Annotated in this window: 16 protein-coding genes and 1 tRNA gene; 9 read left to right on the top strand and 8 right to left on the bottom strand. The window is 71.4% G+C overall.

The annotated features are described in order from the left end of the window. Positions 1 to 4: 4 nt before the first annotated feature. From ACIPUC_RS18315 to ACIPUC_RS18330, 4 genes are all read right to left on the bottom strand, one after another. A complete protein-coding gene (locus ACIPUC_RS18315; RefSeq protein WP_446590567.1) occupies positions 5 to 853 on the bottom strand; it encodes an MBL fold metallo-hydrolase in 849 nt (282 codons plus the stop codon). Continuing rightward, positions 850 to 1752 carry an NUDIX hydrolase gene (locus ACIPUC_RS18320; protein WP_446590568.1) on the bottom strand — a complete coding sequence of 301 codons (903 nt, stop codon included), beginning with the start codon at positions 1750 to 1752 and terminating at the stop codon, positions 850 to 852. Before ACIPUC_RS18320 ends, ACIPUC_RS18315 begins: the two co-directional genes overlap by 4 nt. 141 nt (positions 1753 to 1893) lie before the next feature. Then, a complete protein-coding gene (locus ACIPUC_RS18325; protein WP_446590569.1) occupies positions 1894 to 2367 on the bottom strand; it encodes a RidA family protein in 474 nt (157 codons plus the stop codon). Continuing rightward, the gene (locus ACIPUC_RS18330; RefSeq protein WP_007264966.1) at positions 2364 to 2525 is read right to left on the bottom strand and encodes a DUF4177 domain-containing protein; all 162 of its coding nucleotides are present in this window, start codon (positions 2523 to 2525) and stop codon (positions 2364 to 2366) included. Before ACIPUC_RS18330 ends, ACIPUC_RS18325 begins: the two co-directional genes overlap by 4 nt. Positions 2526 to 2578: 53 nt before the next feature. On the opposite strand from ACIPUC_RS18330, the gene ACIPUC_RS18335 reads away from it, so the two are divergent. Together ACIPUC_RS18335 and ACIPUC_RS18340 are read left to right on the top strand one after the other, a co-directional pair. Then, positions 2579 to 3562, top strand: a complete 984-nt coding sequence (locus ACIPUC_RS18335) for an ArsA-related P-loop ATPase (protein ID WP_446590570.1) — start codon at positions 2579 to 2581, stop codon at positions 3560 to 3562. Then, positions 3559 to 4809: an ArsA family ATPase gene (locus ACIPUC_RS18340; RefSeq protein WP_446590572.1), complete on the top strand. Its 1251-nt coding sequence runs from the start codon at positions 3559 to 3561 to the stop codon at positions 4807 to 4809. The genes ACIPUC_RS18335 and ACIPUC_RS18340 overlap by 4 nt, the downstream gene beginning before the upstream one ends. 36 nt (positions 4810 to 4845) lie before the next feature. On the opposite strand, the gene ACIPUC_RS18345 is transcribed toward ACIPUC_RS18340, so the two are convergent. Beyond that, complete coding sequence (locus tag ACIPUC_RS18345; RefSeq protein WP_257559391.1) at positions 4846 to 5196, bottom strand: WhiB family transcriptional regulator; 351 nt, start codon at positions 5194 to 5196, stop codon at positions 4846 to 4848. A 396-nt stretch (positions 5197 to 5592) separates the two neighbouring features. On the opposite strand from ACIPUC_RS18345, the gene ACIPUC_RS18350 reads away from it, so the two are divergent. Continuing rightward, positions 5593 to 7875 (top strand): transglycosylase domain-containing protein, encoded by a 2283-nt coding sequence (locus ACIPUC_RS18350; protein ID WP_446590574.1) that lies wholly within the window; start codon positions 5593 to 5595, stop codon positions 7873 to 7875. A gap of 65 nt (positions 7876 to 7940) precedes the next feature. On the opposite strand, the gene ACIPUC_RS18355 is transcribed toward ACIPUC_RS18350, so the two are convergent. Further along, a complete protein-coding gene (locus ACIPUC_RS18355) occupies positions 7941 to 8402 on the bottom strand; it encodes a GatB/YqeY domain-containing protein (RefSeq protein ID WP_446590575.1) in 462 nt (153 codons plus the stop codon). A gap of 67 nt (positions 8403 to 8469) precedes the next feature. Here ACIPUC_RS18355 and ACIPUC_RS18360 point away from each other — a divergent pair, with 67 nt between their 5' ends. The 3 genes from ACIPUC_RS18360 to ACIPUC_RS18370 all read left to right on the top strand — a co-directional run bounded on the left by ACIPUC_RS18360 (position 8470) and on the right by ACIPUC_RS18370 (position 11191). After that, positions 8470 to 9411 carry a metallophosphoesterase gene (locus ACIPUC_RS18360; protein WP_446590576.1) on the top strand — a complete coding sequence of 314 codons (942 nt, stop codon included), beginning with the start codon at positions 8470 to 8472 and terminating at the stop codon, positions 9409 to 9411. Between the two features lie 80 nt (positions 9412 to 9491). Next, positions 9492 to 9565: transfer RNA gene (locus tag ACIPUC_RS18365), tRNA-Pro, on the top strand. Positions 9566 to 9691: 126 nt separating this feature from the next. Further along, complete coding sequence (locus tag ACIPUC_RS18370) at positions 9692 to 11191, top strand: SulP family inorganic anion transporter (protein ID WP_446591153.1); 1500 nt, start codon at positions 9692 to 9694, stop codon at positions 11189 to 11191. A gap of 95 nt (positions 11192 to 11286) precedes the next feature. Here the strand turns inward: ACIPUC_RS18370 and ACIPUC_RS18375 are convergent, their stop codons facing one another. Continuing rightward, a complete protein-coding gene (locus ACIPUC_RS18375; protein ID WP_446591154.1) occupies positions 11287 to 12858 on the bottom strand; it encodes a M4 family metallopeptidase in 1572 nt (523 codons plus the stop codon). 212 nt (positions 12859 to 13070) lie between these two features. After that, positions 13071 to 14111 carry a M4 family metallopeptidase gene (locus tag ACIPUC_RS18380; RefSeq protein ID WP_446590578.1) on the bottom strand — a complete coding sequence of 347 codons (1041 nt, stop codon included), beginning with the start codon at positions 14109 to 14111 and terminating at the stop codon, positions 13071 to 13073. A gap of 172 nt (positions 14112 to 14283) precedes the next feature. On the opposite strand from ACIPUC_RS18380, the gene ACIPUC_RS18385 reads away from it, so the two are divergent. The 3 genes from ACIPUC_RS18385 to ACIPUC_RS18395 are packed head-to-tail and all read left to right on the top strand — an operon-like array spanning position 14284 to position 16421. After that, entirely contained in the window at positions 14284 to 14979 is a 696-nt protein-coding gene (locus ACIPUC_RS18385) for an RNA polymerase sigma factor (protein WP_446590579.1), read from the top strand. Then, complete coding sequence (locus ACIPUC_RS18390; protein ID WP_446590581.1) at positions 14976 to 15875, top strand: hypothetical protein; 900 nt, start codon at positions 14976 to 14978, stop codon at positions 15873 to 15875. The genes ACIPUC_RS18385 and ACIPUC_RS18390 overlap by 4 nt, the downstream gene beginning before the upstream one ends. A gap of 15 nt (positions 15876 to 15890) precedes the next feature. Further along, on the top strand, positions 15891 to 16421 hold the full coding sequence (locus ACIPUC_RS18395; RefSeq protein WP_446590582.1) for a hypothetical protein: 531 nt from the start codon (positions 15891 to 15893) through the stop codon (positions 16419 to 16421). Positions 16422 to 16459 lie beyond the last annotated feature (38 nt).

The following is a 16459-nucleotide window of genomic DNA, read 5'->3' on the forward strand; positions in this document are numbered from 1 at the left end:
CTCCCTAGAGCTCGGGGCCGCCGGGGATCAGGCCGTGCTCCTGGAGGTACTCCAGCTGCGCCCGTACGGACCATTCCGCGGCCGGCCACAGGGAGCGGTCCACGTCCGCGTAGACGTGGGCGACGACCGCCTCCGGGGTGGTGAAGCCGTCCTCGACGGCGGTCTCGACCTGGGCGAGGCGGTGGGCGCGGTGGGCCAGGTAGAACTCGACGACGCCCTGGGCGTCCTCCAGGACCGGCCCGTGGCCCGGCAGGACGGTGTGCACGCCGTCGTCGACGGTGAGCGAGCGCAGGCGGCGCAGGGAGTCCAGGTAGTCCCCCAGGCGGCCGTCGGGGTGCGCGACGACGGTGGTGCCGCGGCCGAGGATGGTGTCTCCGGTCAGGACGGCACGGTCGGCGGGCAGGTGGAAGCAGAGCGAGTCGCTGGTGTGCCCGGGGGTCGGGACCACGCGCAGCTCCAGGCCGCCCGTCCTGATCACGTCCCCGGCGGCCAGCCCCTCGTCGCCCAGCCGCAGCGCCGGGTCCAGGGCGCGGACCTTGGTGCCGGTGAGCTCGGCGAAGCGGCCGGCGCCCTCGGCGTGGTCGGGGTGGCCGTGCGTGAGCAGGGTCAGGGAGATCCGCTTCCCGGCCTGCTCGGCGGCGTCGATGACCGTGCGGAGGTGGCCCTCGTCCAGCGGGCCGGGGTCGATGACGACGGCCTGGGTGGATCCGGGCTCGGAGACCAGCCAGGTGTTGGTGCCGTCCAGGGTCATCGCGGAGGCGTTGGGGGCCAGGATGTTGACGGCCCGGGCGGTGGCGGGCCCGGAAGTGACGATTCCGCGGGGCTGGCCGGGGAGTGCGGCGGCATCGGTCATGAGGGGCCTCCGTGGCGCACTCGTTTGGTGAACTCGTCGTGGCCGGGCCAGCTGAGCACCAGCTCGCCGTTCTCCAGGGCGGCCCGGGCCAGTACGGGGGCCAGGTCCTGCGCCCCGGCCGCGGCGAGCGCCTCGGCGGCGCTCCCGTACGGCTCCAGGGAGCGCAGGGTGGAGATGGTGGGCGGCATCATCAGGAGCTCGCCCTTGTCGTACCCGTCGGCGGCGTCGGCCGGGCGGATCCAGACGGTCCGGTCGGCCTCGGTGGAGGCGTTGCGGGTGCGCTGGCCCTCCGGGAGGGCGGCGACGAAGAACCAGGTGTCGTAGCGGCGCGGCTCGAACTCCGGGGTGATCCAGCGCGCCCACGCCCCGAGCAGGTCGGAACGCAGCCGCAGGCCGCGGCGGTCCAGGAACTCGGCGAAGGACAGCTCCCGCGCCACCAGGGCCTGCCGGTCGGCCTCCCAGTCGTCGCCGGTGGTGTCGCCGACGACGGAGTCGGGGGTCTCCCCGGCGAGCAGCACGCCCGCCTCCTCGAAGGTCTCCCGTACGGCGCCGCAGACGATGGCCTGGGCGGTACGGGCGTCCGTGCCGAGGCGGTGGGCCCACTCGTCCTGGCTCGGGCCCGCCCAGCCGACCTGGTGTTCCTCGTCGCGGGGGTCGACGCCGCCGCCGGGGTATGCGTACGCGCCTCCGGCGAAGGCCATGGAGGCGCGGCGGCGCAGCATGTGCACGACGGGACCGGCAGGGGTGTCGCGCAGCAGCATCACGGTGGCGGCGCGCTTCGGTTCCACCGGGACGAGGGAACCGTCGGAGAGCGCGCGGATGCGGTCGGGCCACTCCGGTGGGTACCACTGGCCTCCGGCGGGGGGCTGGGCCTTGGGCTGCTGCTGACCATTCGACATGGCCGGATGCTACGACCATCCGGCCCGATGTTCGAGGGCACCCCGCTGCGCCGGGCCTCCCGGGGCTCCGCCCCGCACCCCGCGCCTCACGCGCCGGCGGGGCTGGAATTGCCCTGGGGCAACCCGGCCCCGCCGGGCGGATCAGGCTCCGGCTGCCAGCTCTACCTGGATCTCGATCTCCACCGGGGCGTCCAGCGGGAGGACCGCCACGCCCACCGCGCTGCGGGCGTGGACGCCCTTGTCGCCGAGGACGGCGCCCAGGAGCTCGCTCGCACCGTTCAGCACGCCCGGCTGGGCGGTGAAGTCCGGGGCCGAGGCGATGAAGCCGACGACCTTCACGACGCGCGCGATCTTGTCGAGGTCGCCGATGACCGACTTGACGGCGGCCAGGGCGTTCAGCGCGCACGTGGCGGCCAGCTCCCTGGCCTGCTCCGGCGAGACCTCGGCGCCGACCTTGCCGGTGACCGGCAGGTTGCCCTTGACCATCGGGAGCTGCCCCGCGGTGTAGACGTACGAGCCCGACCGGACGGCCGGCTGGTACGTGGCCAGCGGCGGGACGACCTCGGGCAGGGTCAGGCCGAGCTCGGCCAGTTTCGCCTCGACGACGCCGCTCATGCCTTCTCCCGCTTGAGGTAGGCCACGAGCTGCTCGGGGTTGTTCGGCCCGGGCACGACCTGGACGAGCTCCCAGCCGTCCTCGCCCCAGGTGTCCAGGATCTGCTTGGTGGCGTGGACCAGCAGCGGGACGGTCGCGTATTCGAACTTCTTGGTCATGGGAGCGAGGGTAGTGCCTGCGGTCCGAGGCGAAGGAATTAGGCTCGGACGCTGTGAGCAGGCTCCAGGTGGTCAGCGGCAAGGGCGGCACCGGCAAGACCACGGTCGCCGCGGCACTCGCGCTCGCCCTCGCACACGAGGGCAAGCGGACTCTTCTGGTGGAGGTCGAGGGCAGGCAGGGCATCGCACAGCTCTTCGGGACGGAGGCGCTCCCGTACGAGGAGCGGAAGATCGCCGTAGCGCCCGGCGGCACCGGCGAGGTCTTCGCGCTCGCCATCGACGCCGAACGGGCGCTGCTGGACTACCTCCAGATGTTCTACAAGCTCGGCTCGGCGGGCCGCGCGCTCAAGAAGCTCGGCGCGATCGACTTCGCGACGACCATCGCGCCCGGGCTGCGCGACGTGCTGCTGACGGGCAAGGCCTGTGAGGCTGTGCGGCGCAAGGACAAGGCTGGCCGGTTCGTCTACGACCACGTGATCATGGACGCGCCGCCGACCGGGCGGATCACCCGGTTCCTGAACGTCAACGACGAGGTGGCGGGCCTGGCCCGGTTCGGGCCGATCCACAACCAGGCCCAGGCCGTCATGAAGGTGCTCAAGTCCCCCGAGACGGCCGTGCACCTGGTCACCCTCCTGGAGGAGATGCCCGTCCAGGAGACCGCGGACGGGATCGAGGAACTGCGGCAGGCCGGGCTGCCCGTCGGACGGGTCGTCGTCAACATGGTGCGCCCGCACCACCTGGACGAGGACACCCTGCGGGCCGCGGCCGAGGACCACCGGGCCGGAGTGGCCCAGGCGCTGTCCCGGGCGGGCCTGGGCGGCGCGCGCCGCGGCGGGCTGGCCGAGCGGCTGGTGGAACCGCTGCTCGCACAGGCCGCCGAGCACGCGGGCCGGGTGGAGCTGGAGCGTGCGCAGCGCGCCGTACTGGCGGAGCTGGACGTGCCGGCGTACGAACTCCCGCTGCTCGGCGCGGGGATGGATCTGGCCGGGTTGTACGAGCTGGCCAAGGAACTGCGGAAGCAGTCGGTGGTCGCATGAGCGAGGGGGTGGACACCGTGGGCCTGGACACTCCGCCGCGGCTGGAGGTCGACGGGCTGCTGGACGATCCGCAGACCCGGATCATCGTGTGCTGCGGGGCGGGCGGGGTCGGCAAGACCACCACCGCCGCGGCGCTGGGCGTACGGGCGGCCGGGCGCGGGCGGAAGGCGGTCGTGCTCACCATCGACCCGGCACGGCGGCTCGCGCAGTCGATGGGGATCGACTCGCTGGACAACACCCCGCGCAGGGTCGCCGGGGTGGGGACCGGAGCGGCGGACGGCGGCCAACTGCACGCCATGATGCTGGACATGAAGCGGACCTTCGACGAGATCGTCGAGGCGCACGCGGACGGCGAGCGGGCGCAGGCCATCCTCGCCAACCCCTTCTACCAGTCGCTGTCGGCCGGCTTCGCGGGCACGCAGGAGTACATGGCGATGGAGAAGCTGGGGCAGCTGCGGGCCAGGGACGACTGGGACCTGATCATCGTGGACACCCCGCCGAGCCGGTCCGCCCTGGACTTCCTGGACGCGCCGAAGCGGCTCGGGTCCTTCCTGGACGGGAAGTTCATCCGTGTGCTGATGGCTCCGGCGAAGGTGGGCGGCCGGGCCGGGATGAAGTTCCTGAATGTCGGCATGTCGATGATGACGGGCACGCTGAGCAAGCTGATGGGTGCCTCGCTCCTGAAGGACGTCCAGACCTTCGTGGCCGCGATGGACACCATGTTCGGCGGTTTCCGCACGCGCGCGGACGCCACCTTCCGGCTGCTCCAGGCTCCGGGTACGGCCTTCCTCGTGGTCGCGGCTCCCGAACCGGACGCCCTGCGCGAGGCGGCGTACTTCGTGGAGCGGCTGGCCGCGGAGAAGATGCCGCTGGCCGGTCTGGTACTGAACCGGGTGCACGGCAGCGGCGCCGACCAGCTGTCCGCCGAACGGGCCCTGGCCGCCGCAGAGAATCTTGAAGACGGCGGCATTGTCGATCAGGAGTCCGGGAAAGCTGGACTTCGTGACTCCGCCGACGACGGCTCCCCCGCCCCCGACGTGGACGAGATCACGGCAGGACTGCTGCGGCTGCACGCCGAACGGATGCAGGTGATCGCGCGCGAACGGCGCACACGCGATCGCTTCACCTCGCTGCACCCCGAGGTGGCAGTGGCCGAAGTGGCGGCCCTGCCCGGCGATGTGCACGACCTCGCCGGGCTGCGGGCCATCGGAGAGCGACTCGCGGCCGGGGTTCCGGCCGGAGCATAGGCGTTCGCCGTTCGTACGACGTGGCGCCCGGGTGATCTACCCGGCTGCCGCGTACGTCTCGTACGGAACGTCGATCTCCTCGTCGGCATCCATGGTCAGGATGCCCGTACTGCGCTCGTACTCCGTGCGTGCGGTTTCGAGCAGCCGTCGCCACGAGGTGACGGTGGGACGCCTGCGCAGCAGCGCACGGCGTTCCCGCTCGGTCATTCCGCCCCACACGCCGAACTCGACGCGATTGTCGAGCGCGTCGGCCAGGCACTCGGTCCGCACCGGACATCCGGTGCACACCGCCTTGGCCCTGTTCTGTGCCGCTCCTTGAACGAACAGTTCATCCGGATCGGTAGTGCGGCAGGCTGCCTGCGCACTCCAGTCGGTAACCCAGCCCATCCCGGCGCCGTCCTCTCCCGAATCGAGGCTCCCCCACGGCGGCAGCGGCATATTCACCGCTGCCAGTTGAGGACGTTACGGAAGGCGAGCACAGTGCAACACCCCCGACGGGCCCAATCTTGAATGGTCCGAACGGACTATGGGTAAGCGGCAGATCACCCGACGGAGTGATCGGACGACATGCCCGACCATTCCGGCGATTCGGGTGAAATCACCGAGTCGCCAGCGGGGCGTGCTCATCACAACAGCGGGATTCGGACATGAGTCCACCCCATTCGGGAAGGGTGAAAATCAAGCCGGGGGGTTGATGTCGCACCGCGCTGCTGTGACAGTTGAGGACAGCTTAGGCCAAGGCATTCGCGCGTGTCCGGCGAATGAGAACGTAGGCTGCCCTCCATGGGAAAGAAGCGCTCGGGCGGCGGGCTCACGGGGAGCCAGCAGGCCGCCAAGTTCCTCGGGGTGTCCGTTCTCTCCGGAGTTGTGCTGGCCGGCATGGCGATTCCGGCGGCAGGCGCCCTGGGGCTCGCGGCCAAGGGCACGGTCGAGGGATTCGATGAGATCCCGGCCAATCTCAAGACTCCGCCGCTCAGCCAGCGGACCACCATTCTGGACTCCGAAGGTGGCTTGATCGCCACTGTCTATTCGCGGGACCGGCAGGTGGTCCCCCTCACGGCGATCTCCCCGTACATGCAGAAGGCAATCGTCGCCATCGAGGACTCGCGTTTCTACGAGCACGGCGCGGTCGACCTCAAGGGCATCCTGCGCGCGGTCAACCGCAACGCGCAGGAGGGCGGCGCGGCACAGGGTGCCTCGACGCTCACCCAGCAGTACGTGAAGAACGTCTTCGTCGAAGAGGCCGGTGACGACGAGACGAAGGTTCGCGCGGCCCAGGAGAAGAGCCTCGGGCGCAAGATCCGCGAGCTGAAGTACGCGATTCAGGTCGAGGAGGAGCTCGGGAAGAAGAAGATCCTCGAGAACTACCTGAACATCACGTTCTTCGGGCAGCAGGCGTTCGGAATCGAATCCGCCGCCCAGCGCTACTTCAGCAAGCCGGCCAAGGACCTGACCCTGGAGGAGTCCGCGCTGCTGGCGGGCGTCGTCCAGTCACCGAGCCGGTACGACCCGGTGAACGACGTGACCGAGGCGACCAAGCGCCGCAACCTCGTCCTGCAGCGGATGGCCGACATCAAGGACATCTCCCAGGCGGAGGCGGACGCGGCGAAGGCCAAGCCGGTCGTACTGAAGGTGACCAAGCCCAAGAACGGCTGCATCACCGCGGTCAAGGGCGCCGGCTTCTTCTGCGACTACGTGAAGAACTCCTTCCTGACGGACGCGGTCTTCGGCAAGACGCGCGAGGAGCGGGCGAAGGTCTGGAACCAGGGCGGCCTGACGATCCGCACCACCCTGGACCCGCAGGCCCAGGACGCGGCCAACGAGTCGATCAAGGACCACGTCTACCAGGAGGACTCGATCGCGACGGCCGTGACCATGGTCCAGCCGGGCACCGGCCGGGTGCTGGCGATGGGGCAGTCCAAGCCGTACGGCTTCGGGAAGAACGAGACCCAGATCAACTACTCCGTGGACAAGCGGATGGGCGGCTCGAACTTCGGCTTCCAGGTCGGCTCCACGTTCAAGCCGTTCATCGCGGCCGCCGCCATAGAGCGGGGCATGCCGCCGACCAAGGTGTACCCGGCGCCGAACAAGATGGACTACCCGAGCCCGGTGCAGAAGTGCGACGGCAGCAACTGGCTCAACCTGCCGGTCAACGGCAAGCTCCAGACGGCCGAGAACGAGACCGAGGACGAGATCGGTCCGTACGCGATGAGGACGGCGATGGAGAAGTCCATCAACACCTACTTCGTGCAGATGATCTCGGAGATCGGCCTCTGCCCGGTGACGGAGATGACGCAGAAGCTCGGGGTGGTCTCGGCCAACGGCGAGAAGCTGGTGGAGGCCCCCTCGATCGCGCTCGGCTCCGCCGAGCTCTCCCCGCTGACGATGGCCAACGCGTACGCGACCTTCGCCAACCGCGGTGTCTACTGCACCCCGGTCGCCATCGAGTCGATCACCGACGCGCACGGCAAGGCGCTCGCCGTGCCGAAGGCCAAGTGCGACCGGGCGATGGCTCCGGAGACGGCCGACACCATCAACACCCTGCTGCGCGGAGTGGTCGACTCCGGCACCGGTGAGCGGGCCGGCCTGACCGACCGCGACAGCGCGGGCAAGACCGGTACGACGGACTCCCGGTACAACGCCTGGTTCGTCGGCTACACCCCGAACATCTCGGGCGCGGTGTGGGTCGGCTCGGGCGGCGCGAAGAAGATCACGATGGAGAACATCGAGATCGGCGGCCGGTACTACAACAAGGTCTTCGGCGGCGGTCTGCCCGGCCCGATCTGGAAGGACGCGATCACCGGCGCGCTGGCCGGACGCGAGGCCCCCGCCTTCACCACCGTCAGCATCCCGGAACCCGCGCTCCCGGGCGCCGGCAACGGCGGACGGCCGGCCACGAGCCCGAGCAGGCCCGCGAAGCCCGGCAAGCCGGGCGGAGACAACAAGCCCGGCGAACGGCCCGGCGGTACGACGGACGGCGGTACGACGGGCGGCACCACGCCGGACAACCCGTTCCCCGGCATCTCGATGCCGCCCGGCATGATCGGCGGCCGCGACACCGAGTAGGCGGCAGCGCAACGAAAGGGGGCCCTCAGCCGGATCCGGCTGAGGGCCCCCTCTTCACGTACGGCTCAGGAGAGCTGCTGCTTGACGACGGCGGCGACGCGCCCGCCCTCGGCCAGCCCGGCGACCTTCGGGTTGACGATCTTCATGACGGCGCCCATGGCCCGCGGCCCCTCGGCGCCCGCCGCCCTGGCCTCCTCGACGGCCTGCGCCACGATCGCGACGAGCTCGTCGTCGGTCAGCTGCTTGGGCAGGTACGTGTCGAGGAACTCGCCCTCCGCGGTCTCCCGCGCGGCCTGCTCGGGACGGCCGCCCTGGGCGAACGCGTCGGCGGCCTCGCGGCGCTTCTTCGCCTCCTTGGCGATCACCTTGAGGACTTCCTCGTCGGAGAGGACACGTGCCTCCTTGCCCGCGACCTCCTGGTTGGTGATGGCGGAGAGGGTCAGCCGCAGGGTGGACGAGTGCAGCTCGTTCCGCTCCCTGATGGCGGTCGTGAGGTCTTCCTGGAGCTTGGCCTTGAGCGTGGTCATGAGCTGAGTCTGCCACCTGCGGGGGCGGTGGCGCCCGCAGGTTTTCCGGGTCTGCGACGATGGGGCCATGCGTGCGCGTTACGGAGTCCCCCTGAAGGCAGCTGCCGGAATCGCCGCGGTGGGGGCCGCGGGCGTGGCCTATGCCGCCGGTTTCGAGGCGCGGTCGTTCCGACTGCGCCGGGTCACGGTGCCCGTTCTCCCCGAGGGGATGCGCCCGTTGCGCGTGCTCCAGGTCTCGGACATCCACATGGTCGGCGGGCAGCGCAAGAAGCGCGCCTGGCTGCAGTCCCTGGCGGGGCTGCGACCCGACTTCGTCGTCAACACCGGCGACAACCTCTCGGACACCGAGGGCATCCCGGAGGTGCTCGACGCGCTGGGCCCCCTGATGGAGTTCCCCGGCGTGTACGTCTTCGGGTCGAACGACTACTACGGGCCCCGGCTGCGCAACCCCGGGCGCTACCTGCTCGAGAAGGCCCAGGGCCGGCACGGGCTGAACGGCAACAAGCCGGTCGTCGGGGCCGTGCACAACCCCTGGGAGGAGCTTCGGGACGCCTTCGACGCGGCGGGCTGGCGCAACCTCACCAACACCCGGGCGCGACTGAAGGTGGAGGGCCTGGAGCTGGCCTTCACCGGGCTGGACGACCCGCACATCAAGCGCGACCGCTACGAGGAGGTCGCGGGCGGCCCGGAGCCGGACGCGGACTTCTCGATGGCCGTGGTGCACGCCCCGTACCTGCGGGTCCTCGAGGCCTTCACCGCCGACCGGTACCCGCTGATCCTCGCCGGGCACACGCACGGCGGGCAGCTGTGCATCCCCTTCTACGGGGCGCTGGTCACCAACTGCGACCTGGACACCAAGCGGGTGAAGGGCCTCTCCGCGCACGAGGCGGGCGGCCACCGCGCGTACCTCCACGTCTCGGCCGGCTGCGGCACCAACCGGTTCACCCCGGTCCGCTTCGCGTGTCCGCCGGAAGCGACGCTCCTGACGCTGACGCCGAAGGCCCCGTGAAAACCGGATTTCGTCTCCGGCCGAGGGTCCGCTAAAGTAATCGATGTCGCCAGGGCAGCAAGCGCTGCAAGGGTGGCGATCGGGGTGTAGCGCAGCTTGGCAGCGCGCTTCGTTCGGGACGAAGAGGTCGTGGGTTCAAATCCCGCCACCCCGACTTCGTAAGACCAGGTCAAGGGCCTGATCCACTCAGTGGATCAGGCCCTTCCTGTCGTTTCCGCGCGCCCGTCTTCCGGTTCGGGTGCACCCGAGCCCGAGGTCTGTGCCCGTGTCTTCTTCCCCCGTGTCCGGGTCCGCGCGGCTGCGCGGCGTCCGCCGTCCGGCGCGGCCGGCCTGGCTCTCGCCCAAGGTGCTGCGGACCGAGGTGCTCGCCGGTCTGGTGGTCGCGCTCGCGCTGATCCCCGAGGCCATCTCGTTCTCGATCATCGCCGGGGTGGATCCGGCGATCGGATTGTTCGCCTCGTTCACGATGGCCGTGGTGATCTCCGTCGTGGGCGGCCGGCCGGCGATGATCTCCGCCGCCACCGGTGCGGTCGCCCTCGTGATCGCTCCGCTGAACCGGGAGCACGGGCTGGGCTACCTGATCGCGGCGGTGATCCTGGCCGGTGTCTTCCAGATCGTGCTCGGCGCGCTGGGGGTGGCGAAGCTGATGCGGTTCATCCCGCGCTCGGTGATGGTGGGCTTCGTCAACTCCCTCGCCATCCTGGTCTTCATGGCCCAGGTGCCCGAGGTGCTCGGTGTTCCGTGGGCCGTCTACCCGTTGCTGGCCGGCGGTCTGGCGCTGATGGTGTTCTTCCCGAAGGTCACGAAGGCGGTGCCGGCGCCGCTGGTGTCCATCGTCATCCTCACCGTGATCACCGTGGCCGCGGGCATCGCCGTCCCCACCGTCGGCGACAAGGGCGCGCTGCCGTCCTCGCTGCCGGTGCCGGGCCTGCCGGACGTGCCGCTCACCCTGGACACGCTGACCCTGATCGCCCCGTACGCGCTGGCCATGGCCCTCGTCGGGCTGATGGAGTCGCTGATGACGGCGAAGCTGGTCGACGAGATAACCGACACGCGCTCCTCGAAGACGCGGGAGTCCATCGGCCAGGGCATCGCGAACATCGTCACCGGGTTCTTCGGCGGCATGGGCGGCTGCGCCATGATCGGCCAGACGATGATCAACGTGAAGGTGTCCGGAGCCCGTACCCGGCTGTCGACCTTCCTCGCGGGCGCCTTCCTGATGGTGCTGTGCATCGCCTTCGGGCCGGTCGTCTCCGAGATCCCGATGGCGGCGCTGGTCGCGGTCATGGTCATGGTGTGCTTCGCGACGTTCGACTGGCACTCCCTCGCGCCGAAGACCCTCAAGCGGCTGCCCACCGGGGAGATCGCCGTCATGGTCGTCACCGTCGTGTGCGTGGTCGTCAGCCACAACCTGGCCGTGGGCGTCGTCGTGGGCTCCGTCACCGCGATGGTCATCTTCGCGAAGCGGGTCGCCCATCTGGCGAACGTCACCTCCGTCCTCGATCCGGACGGCGGCCAGGTGGTCTACTGCGTGACCGGCGAGCTGTTCTTCGCCTCCTCCAACGACCTGGTCGGGCAGTTCGACTACGCCGGCGACCCGGACAGGGTGGTCATCGACCTCAGCGGCGCACACATCTGGGACGCGTCCTCGGTGGCCGCGCTGGACGCGATCGAGCACCGGTACGCCCAGCGGGGCAAGACCGTCGAGATCACCGGCCTGAACGAGGCCAGCGCCCGCATCCACGGCACCCTCAGCGGCGAGCTCTCCGCCGGGCCGTGACGCCCCGTCCCCCGGCGGCGCGACCGGGCGGACGCGGGGGCCGACCGGTGCCGAGGGGGACGGTGTCCCGGCCCCGGCACCGGGCTGTCAGTGCGTCACTTGACGTTGACGGCCGTCCACGCGGCCGCCACCTGCTGGTATTCGGTGCCGGACGTTCCGTACAGGTCGGCCGTCGCCTGCAGGGTCGCGGTGCGCGCCCCCGCGTAGTTGGTGGTCGACGTCATGTAGGTCGACAGCGCCTTGTACCAGATCTTGTAGGCCTTGGTCCGCCCGATGCCGGTGACGGTGGAGCCGTCGTAGGTCGGGGAGTCGTAGGACACGCCGTTGATCGTCTTCGCGCCGCTGCCCTCGGAGAGCAGGTAGAAGAAGTGGTTGGCGACGCCCGAGGAGTGGTGGACGTCGAGCCGGCCGACGGTCTTCGACCAGTAGTCGGCGGAGGAGCCGTCCCTGCTGGGCTTGTCCATGTAGCGCAGCGGGGTGCCGTTGCCGCGGATGTCGATCTTCTCGCCGATGAGGTAGTCGCCGGCGTCGGCCGGGTTGTTGGCGAAGAACTCCACCGAGGTGCCGAGGATGTCGCTGGTGGCCTCGTTGAGGCCGCCGGACTCGCGGCTGTAGTTCAGCTTGGCGGTGGCGGCGGTCAGGCCGTGGGTCATCTCGTGGCCGGCGACGTCCAGCGAGGTGAGCGGCTTGAGGTTGCCCGCGCCGTCGCCGTAGGTCATGCAGAAGCAGCTGTCGGACCAGAAGGCGTTGACGTACGCGTTGCCGTAGTGGACCCGGGAGTACGCGGCCTTGCCGTCGCCGGCGATGCCGTTGCGGCCGAGCTCGGCCTGGTAGAAGTCCCAGGTGACGGCCGCGCCGTAGTGGGCGTCGACGGCGGCGGTCTGCCGGTTCGTCGCCAGTCCGTCGCCCCACGTGTCGTCGGCGTCGGTGAACAGGCTGCCGGTGCCGGTGGTGCCGCCGTTCAGGTCGTAGGTCTTGTGGCCGCCGCGGCCCGCGTCGGCCAGGTTGTACGCCGACCCGCTCGGGGTGCTGCCGACCGGGACCGAGCCGGAGTACTGGCTGGTGCCGCTGCCGGTCTCGATGGCCTCGTACGACCAGAGCTCGGCGCCGGTGGCCGCGTCCGTGATGACGTGGCGCTCGCTCGGGGTGCCGTCGGGCTGGGTGCCGGTGACTACGGCCTCGTAGGCGAAGACCGGGGTGCCCTCCGCGGCCCAGACCACCTGGCGGGCGCCGGCGGGCGCGGCCTTCGGGGAGCGGGCGGCTGCGGGGGCTATGCGGGCCTCGGTGCCCTTGGTGGTCTTGCGGCTGCCGTCCTTCTTCTGGTGGACGACCAGGTCGCCGCCGAGGACGGGCAGGCCGGCGTAGGTGCGCTCGTAGCGGGTGTGGACCGTGCCGTCCGCGTCCTTGACCACGTCGCGGGCCACGAGGCCCTCCTGGTCGGAGAGGCCGATGGCGCGCGCGGTACCGACCGCTCCGGTCTGCGCGGCGGCGATCGCCTGGGCGCGCGCGGAGGCCGACAGCCGGAGGGCGGTGGCTCCTTCCTCGCGCTCGGCGGCCGCGTTGGCGGAGCCGCTCTGGACGGCGATCGCGACCATCGCCGCGGACGCGACGAGGGCGGCGGTGCGCAGCACGCGGGTCCGGCTGCGGGAGGTGGGGGATGAGGACATGTGGGTGGTCACTCGGTCTCCTTGTGTTGCCGTGGGGGCGGCAGCGAGCGTGCCAGGAAGGAGGGTCCGATTGACAGGTATGCAACAAGAATTTGACGAGCTCTTGTCCGGAGAGAGGATTTTCATGTCCGCTCAACGGTCAAAAACGGAACATTCCGCTTGGCCCCGGGGCCCGTTGGGCTCCGGGGCCGAGCGGCGTCCGCCAACGGCCCTCAGACGCCAGGGATCTGACGGGCCCGGAACGCGCCGCGCACCGCGTCCGCCGTGCTCTTGCCGTACATGCGCTCGGCGGTCGCGATCGTCTTCAGCGCCGCGTCCGTGAAGCTGGTGTCCGCCGCGAAGGCGAACTGCGCGTTGACGATGACGCGGTCGGCGGTCCTGGCTCCCAGGGCTCCCCGGATGTCGAAGAGCGCGCGGGACCAGATCTCGCCGTCCGCGTGGACCTCGCCCACCCGGTCCGCGTAGACCTTGGAACCGTCGATCCGGCGCAGGCAGTGCGGGGCCTCGCTGTAGGTGATCGAGTCCCAGTCCGCGACGCACGCCTCGTCGGCCGTACGGACCCAGCCGTACCGGGCGACGGCGTGCGTGCCGACCTCGACGGCCAGGTAGTCGCCGAAGGCCTCACCGATCGCGCCGGCCTCCGGGGAGGTGCCGAAGCCGGGGACCTGGGCCTCGTGGACCGCGTGCCCGTACTCGTGGACGACCACCTCGGCGTCCTCGGCGTCGTCGACGCCGCCCTTGCCGAAGCGGATCTCGTCCTTCTTGTCCGTGAAGTAGGAGTTGTCGGCGCCCCACTGGTTGATGCGCACCGGCTGGACCCGGTCGTTGGCCCCGGGAAGCTCCGTGCCGAAGCCCAGGCCCTGCAGGTACTCCTGCGCCTCGTTGACCCAGAAGTAGGCCATGACCTGCTCGAACTGGTCGTCGTGGCGGTCGTACGAGGCCGCGTCCGCGGTCTTGGCGGAGGTCCCGGTGTCCGACCTGACACGGGCCCACCTGCCCGACAGCCCGCCGCTCGCGTCGAGGTTGCGCAGCGCGGCCGTGGCGTACGCGGAAACGGGCACGGAGGCGGCGGAGTCCTTGGCGTCGGCGAGCGCCTGGTCGCCGGAGGACTGGACGGGGTTGACCATGAAGACGCGGCCCTGGGGGAGGGATGCGGCCGGGGCGGCCGGGGACGCCGAGGCGGGTGCGGCCAGGGCGAGTGCCGCGGTCGCGGCGGCCGCGGCGATCAGGCCGCTGGGTGTACGGCGAGGCATGAACATCCTCCTGTGAAGGGCGTGATGTGCCGGAAGAACCTGCGTGGCGTGGTGCGGACGCGATCCTTGCCCAACCCGGCGGGCTTTGGCCAGGCCTTGGGGCGTGCTCCTCGCGCAAACACCAGGTGATATCTGGATCATCGGGTGAACTGCCGGATTCATGTGCCGCATCATGGCCCGCGTGCACAGTGCGGAGGAGTTCGGCGAGGCCGACAGCGAGGCAGGACGCCCGGAAGACATGTCCGGGGAGGTCGGAGCGGCGCAACGGGGGGACGAGGCGGCCTTCCGGGCGCTCTTCCGGCAGGTGCAGCCGCGGCTGCTGCGCTACTTGACCGTGCTGGTCGGGCAGGAGGCCGAGGACGTCGCGTCCGAGACCTGGCTTCAGGTCGCCCGCGACCTGGGGACGTTCGACGGGGACTTCGACGGGTTCCGCGGCTGGGTGACGACGATCGGCCGCAACCGGGCGCTGGACCTGCTGCGCCGTCGGCGCCGGCGCCCGACAGCCGACCTGCCGGTCGAGTACCTGCTCGACCGGCGGGCCCCCGAGGACACCGAGTCGAGCGCGCTGGCCACGGTCGCCACCACCGACGCGCTCGCCCTGATAGCCCGGCTGCCCCGCGAGCAGGGCGAGGCCGTGCTGCTGCGCGTGGTCATGGACCTCGACGCGGAGAGCGCGGCGCGCGTGCTCGGCAAACGGGCCGGTGCGGTGCGCACGGCCGCGCACCGGGGTTTGCGCAAGCTCGCCAAGCTCCTCGAACAGCAGGAAGACCGGAATGCCGACCCCGGCGGTGCTCAGCAGCCGCTCGAAGCAAGTTTCGCCCCGGAAGTGACACCGACGACGTCTTCGACGCTGAAGGATGCGAGATGAGCACCAACCGATCCCGCCGGATCAACCGCGACACGGCCGAGCAGCTGCTCGCCGGCGCCAGGGCCGGTGCGGTACCCGGCGACGACGCCCTCGCGGGACTGCTCGCCGCCGTCTGCGCGCCCATGGGCGACGGTGAACTGCCCGGCGAGCAAGCGGCCGTGGCGGCGTTTCGGTCTGCCCGTCTTGCCCAGGTTTCCACCGCTGCGTCCATCCCTGCGTCCCCCACTGCCTCCACCCCCGTGGCCACCCCCAGGAAGCGGAACATGCTCACCCCGGCGATGCTCCTGAGCGCGAAGGTCGCGGCCACCGTCGTGGCCACCGCCCTCGGCGGAGTCGCCGTGGCCGCCGGCACGGGCCATCTGCCCGCCGCCCTGGGCGGCAGGCCCGCGAGCAGCGCCCCGGCGCCCTCCGCTTCCGCGTCGGCCTCCCGGCCCGGGGAGCTGCCCCCGGGGGTGCTCGCCGACTCGCCGGAGGCGGTACCCGCCGCTCTCGCCGAGCTCTGCCGCGCCTACGCCGCGGACAGCGCCCCGAGCACGCGGGGGCCCGCCGAGGTGCTCGCGGAGCGCCGCTTCGCCCCGCTGGTCGCGGCGGCCGGAGGACCGGCCGACGTACCCGGCTACTGCGCCCCCGTCCTGGGCGGGCAGGACGCGCCCCCCGGAAGCCCGCCGACCGCGCAGCCGACGTCCGGACCGCGCGGTGCCTCCGGTTCCGCCTCCGCCTCCCCGAAGCCGTCCGGGAAGCCCGAGCCGGGCAAGCGCCCCGAGGATCCGGAAGCGACCCGTACACCAGCCGGCCCGGGCAGCCGTCCGACCGGCCGCCCGACCGGCCTGCCGAGCACCGGCCCGACGCCGCCCCAGCCTCGCGACGACACCCCGACCACCCGCCCCATCCCGTAGAGGCAGACCCCACTGATGCGACCACAACCGGGTTACGCGGACGACGACACGCTGGAGCTTCCGCGTGTCCGCGCGGCCTCCCCGAGCACCGCCGGAGCGGCCGAGCCGAGCCCGGTGTTCGTGGACTCCTCGGGGCGGCGCCAGCGCCGGGTCCGCCGCCTGGGGTGGCTGCTCGTCGTGCCCGCCGCCGGGTACGTGGTCCTCGTACTCAGCTCGCTGTTCGGCGGGCCGACGCTCAAGTCGCCGTTCCTGCCCGCCCCCCGTAGTGCGGACGCAGCCCCGAGCAAGGCCCCGGCGGCCGAGCCCGGCAGCCCGTCGGCCTCGGCCGCACCGCGCCGCACTCCGGCGGCGCCCGCCGCCTCCCAGGCTCCCGCGCCCCCTGCCCCCGCATCCCAGGCCACCACCGGGTCGGGTGCCCCGACGGCCGCCCCGACGCCCCCCGCCCCCAACGGGAACGGGGCGTCGCCGGGCTCCGGCTCGGCCGGCCAGGGCAAGCCGACGGCCCGGCCCGGCCAAGGCGGCGGCAAACCCACCGCCCACCCGTAGACCCCGACCCCGTCCCCACAGGCAGGAAGCACTCCCTC

The organism is Streptomyces sp. LARHCF249, from assembly GCF_052871255.1.

Coding starts and splice junctions, on each gene's coding strand:
- ACIPUC_RS18355 (WP_446590575.1), bottom strand. CDS start 8,402: ATGACCACGCTCAAGGCCAAGCTCCAGGAAGACCTCACGACCGCCATC.
- ACIPUC_RS18340 (WP_446590572.1), top strand. CDS start 3,559: ATGAGCGAGGGGGTGGACACCGTGGGCCTGGACACTCCGCCGCGGCTG.
- ACIPUC_RS18360 (WP_446590576.1), top strand. CDS start 8,470: ATGCGTGCGCGTTACGGAGTCCCCCTGAAGGCAGCTGCCGGAATCGCC.
- ACIPUC_RS18350 (WP_446590574.1), top strand. CDS start 5,593: ATGGGAAAGAAGCGCTCGGGCGGCGGGCTCACGGGGAGCCAGCAGGCC.
- ACIPUC_RS18325 (WP_446590569.1), bottom strand. CDS start 2,367: ATGAGCGGCGTCGTCGAGGCGAAACTGGCCGAGCTCGGCCTGACCCTG.
- ACIPUC_RS18345 (WP_257559391.1), bottom strand. CDS start 5,196: ATGGGCTGGGTTACCGACTGGAGTGCGCAGGCAGCCTGCCGCACTACC.
- ACIPUC_RS18385 (WP_446590579.1), top strand. CDS start 14,284: ATGGCCCGCGTGCACAGTGCGGAGGAGTTCGGCGAGGCCGACAGCGAG.
- ACIPUC_RS18330 (WP_007264966.1), bottom strand. CDS start 2,525: ATGACCAAGAAGTTCGAATACGCGACCGTCCCGCTGCTGGTCCACGCC.
- ACIPUC_RS18320 (WP_446590568.1), bottom strand. CDS start 1,752: ATGTCGAATGGTCAGCAGCAGCCCAAGGCCCAGCCCCCCGCCGGAGGC.
- ACIPUC_RS18390 (WP_446590581.1), top strand. CDS start 14,976: ATGAGCACCAACCGATCCCGCCGGATCAACCGCGACACGGCCGAGCAG.
- ACIPUC_RS18315 (WP_446590567.1), bottom strand. CDS start 853: ATGACCGATGCCGCCGCACTCCCCGGCCAGCCCCGCGGAATCGTCACT.
- ACIPUC_RS18380 (WP_446590578.1), bottom strand. CDS start 14,111: ATGCCTCGCCGTACACCCAGCGGCCTGATCGCCGCGGCCGCCGCGACC.
- ACIPUC_RS18395 (WP_446590582.1), top strand. CDS start 15,891: ATGCGACCACAACCGGGTTACGCGGACGACGACACGCTGGAGCTTCCG.
- ACIPUC_RS18375 (WP_446591154.1), bottom strand. CDS start 12,858: ATGTCCTCATCCCCCACCTCCCGCAGCCGGACCCGCGTGCTGCGCACC.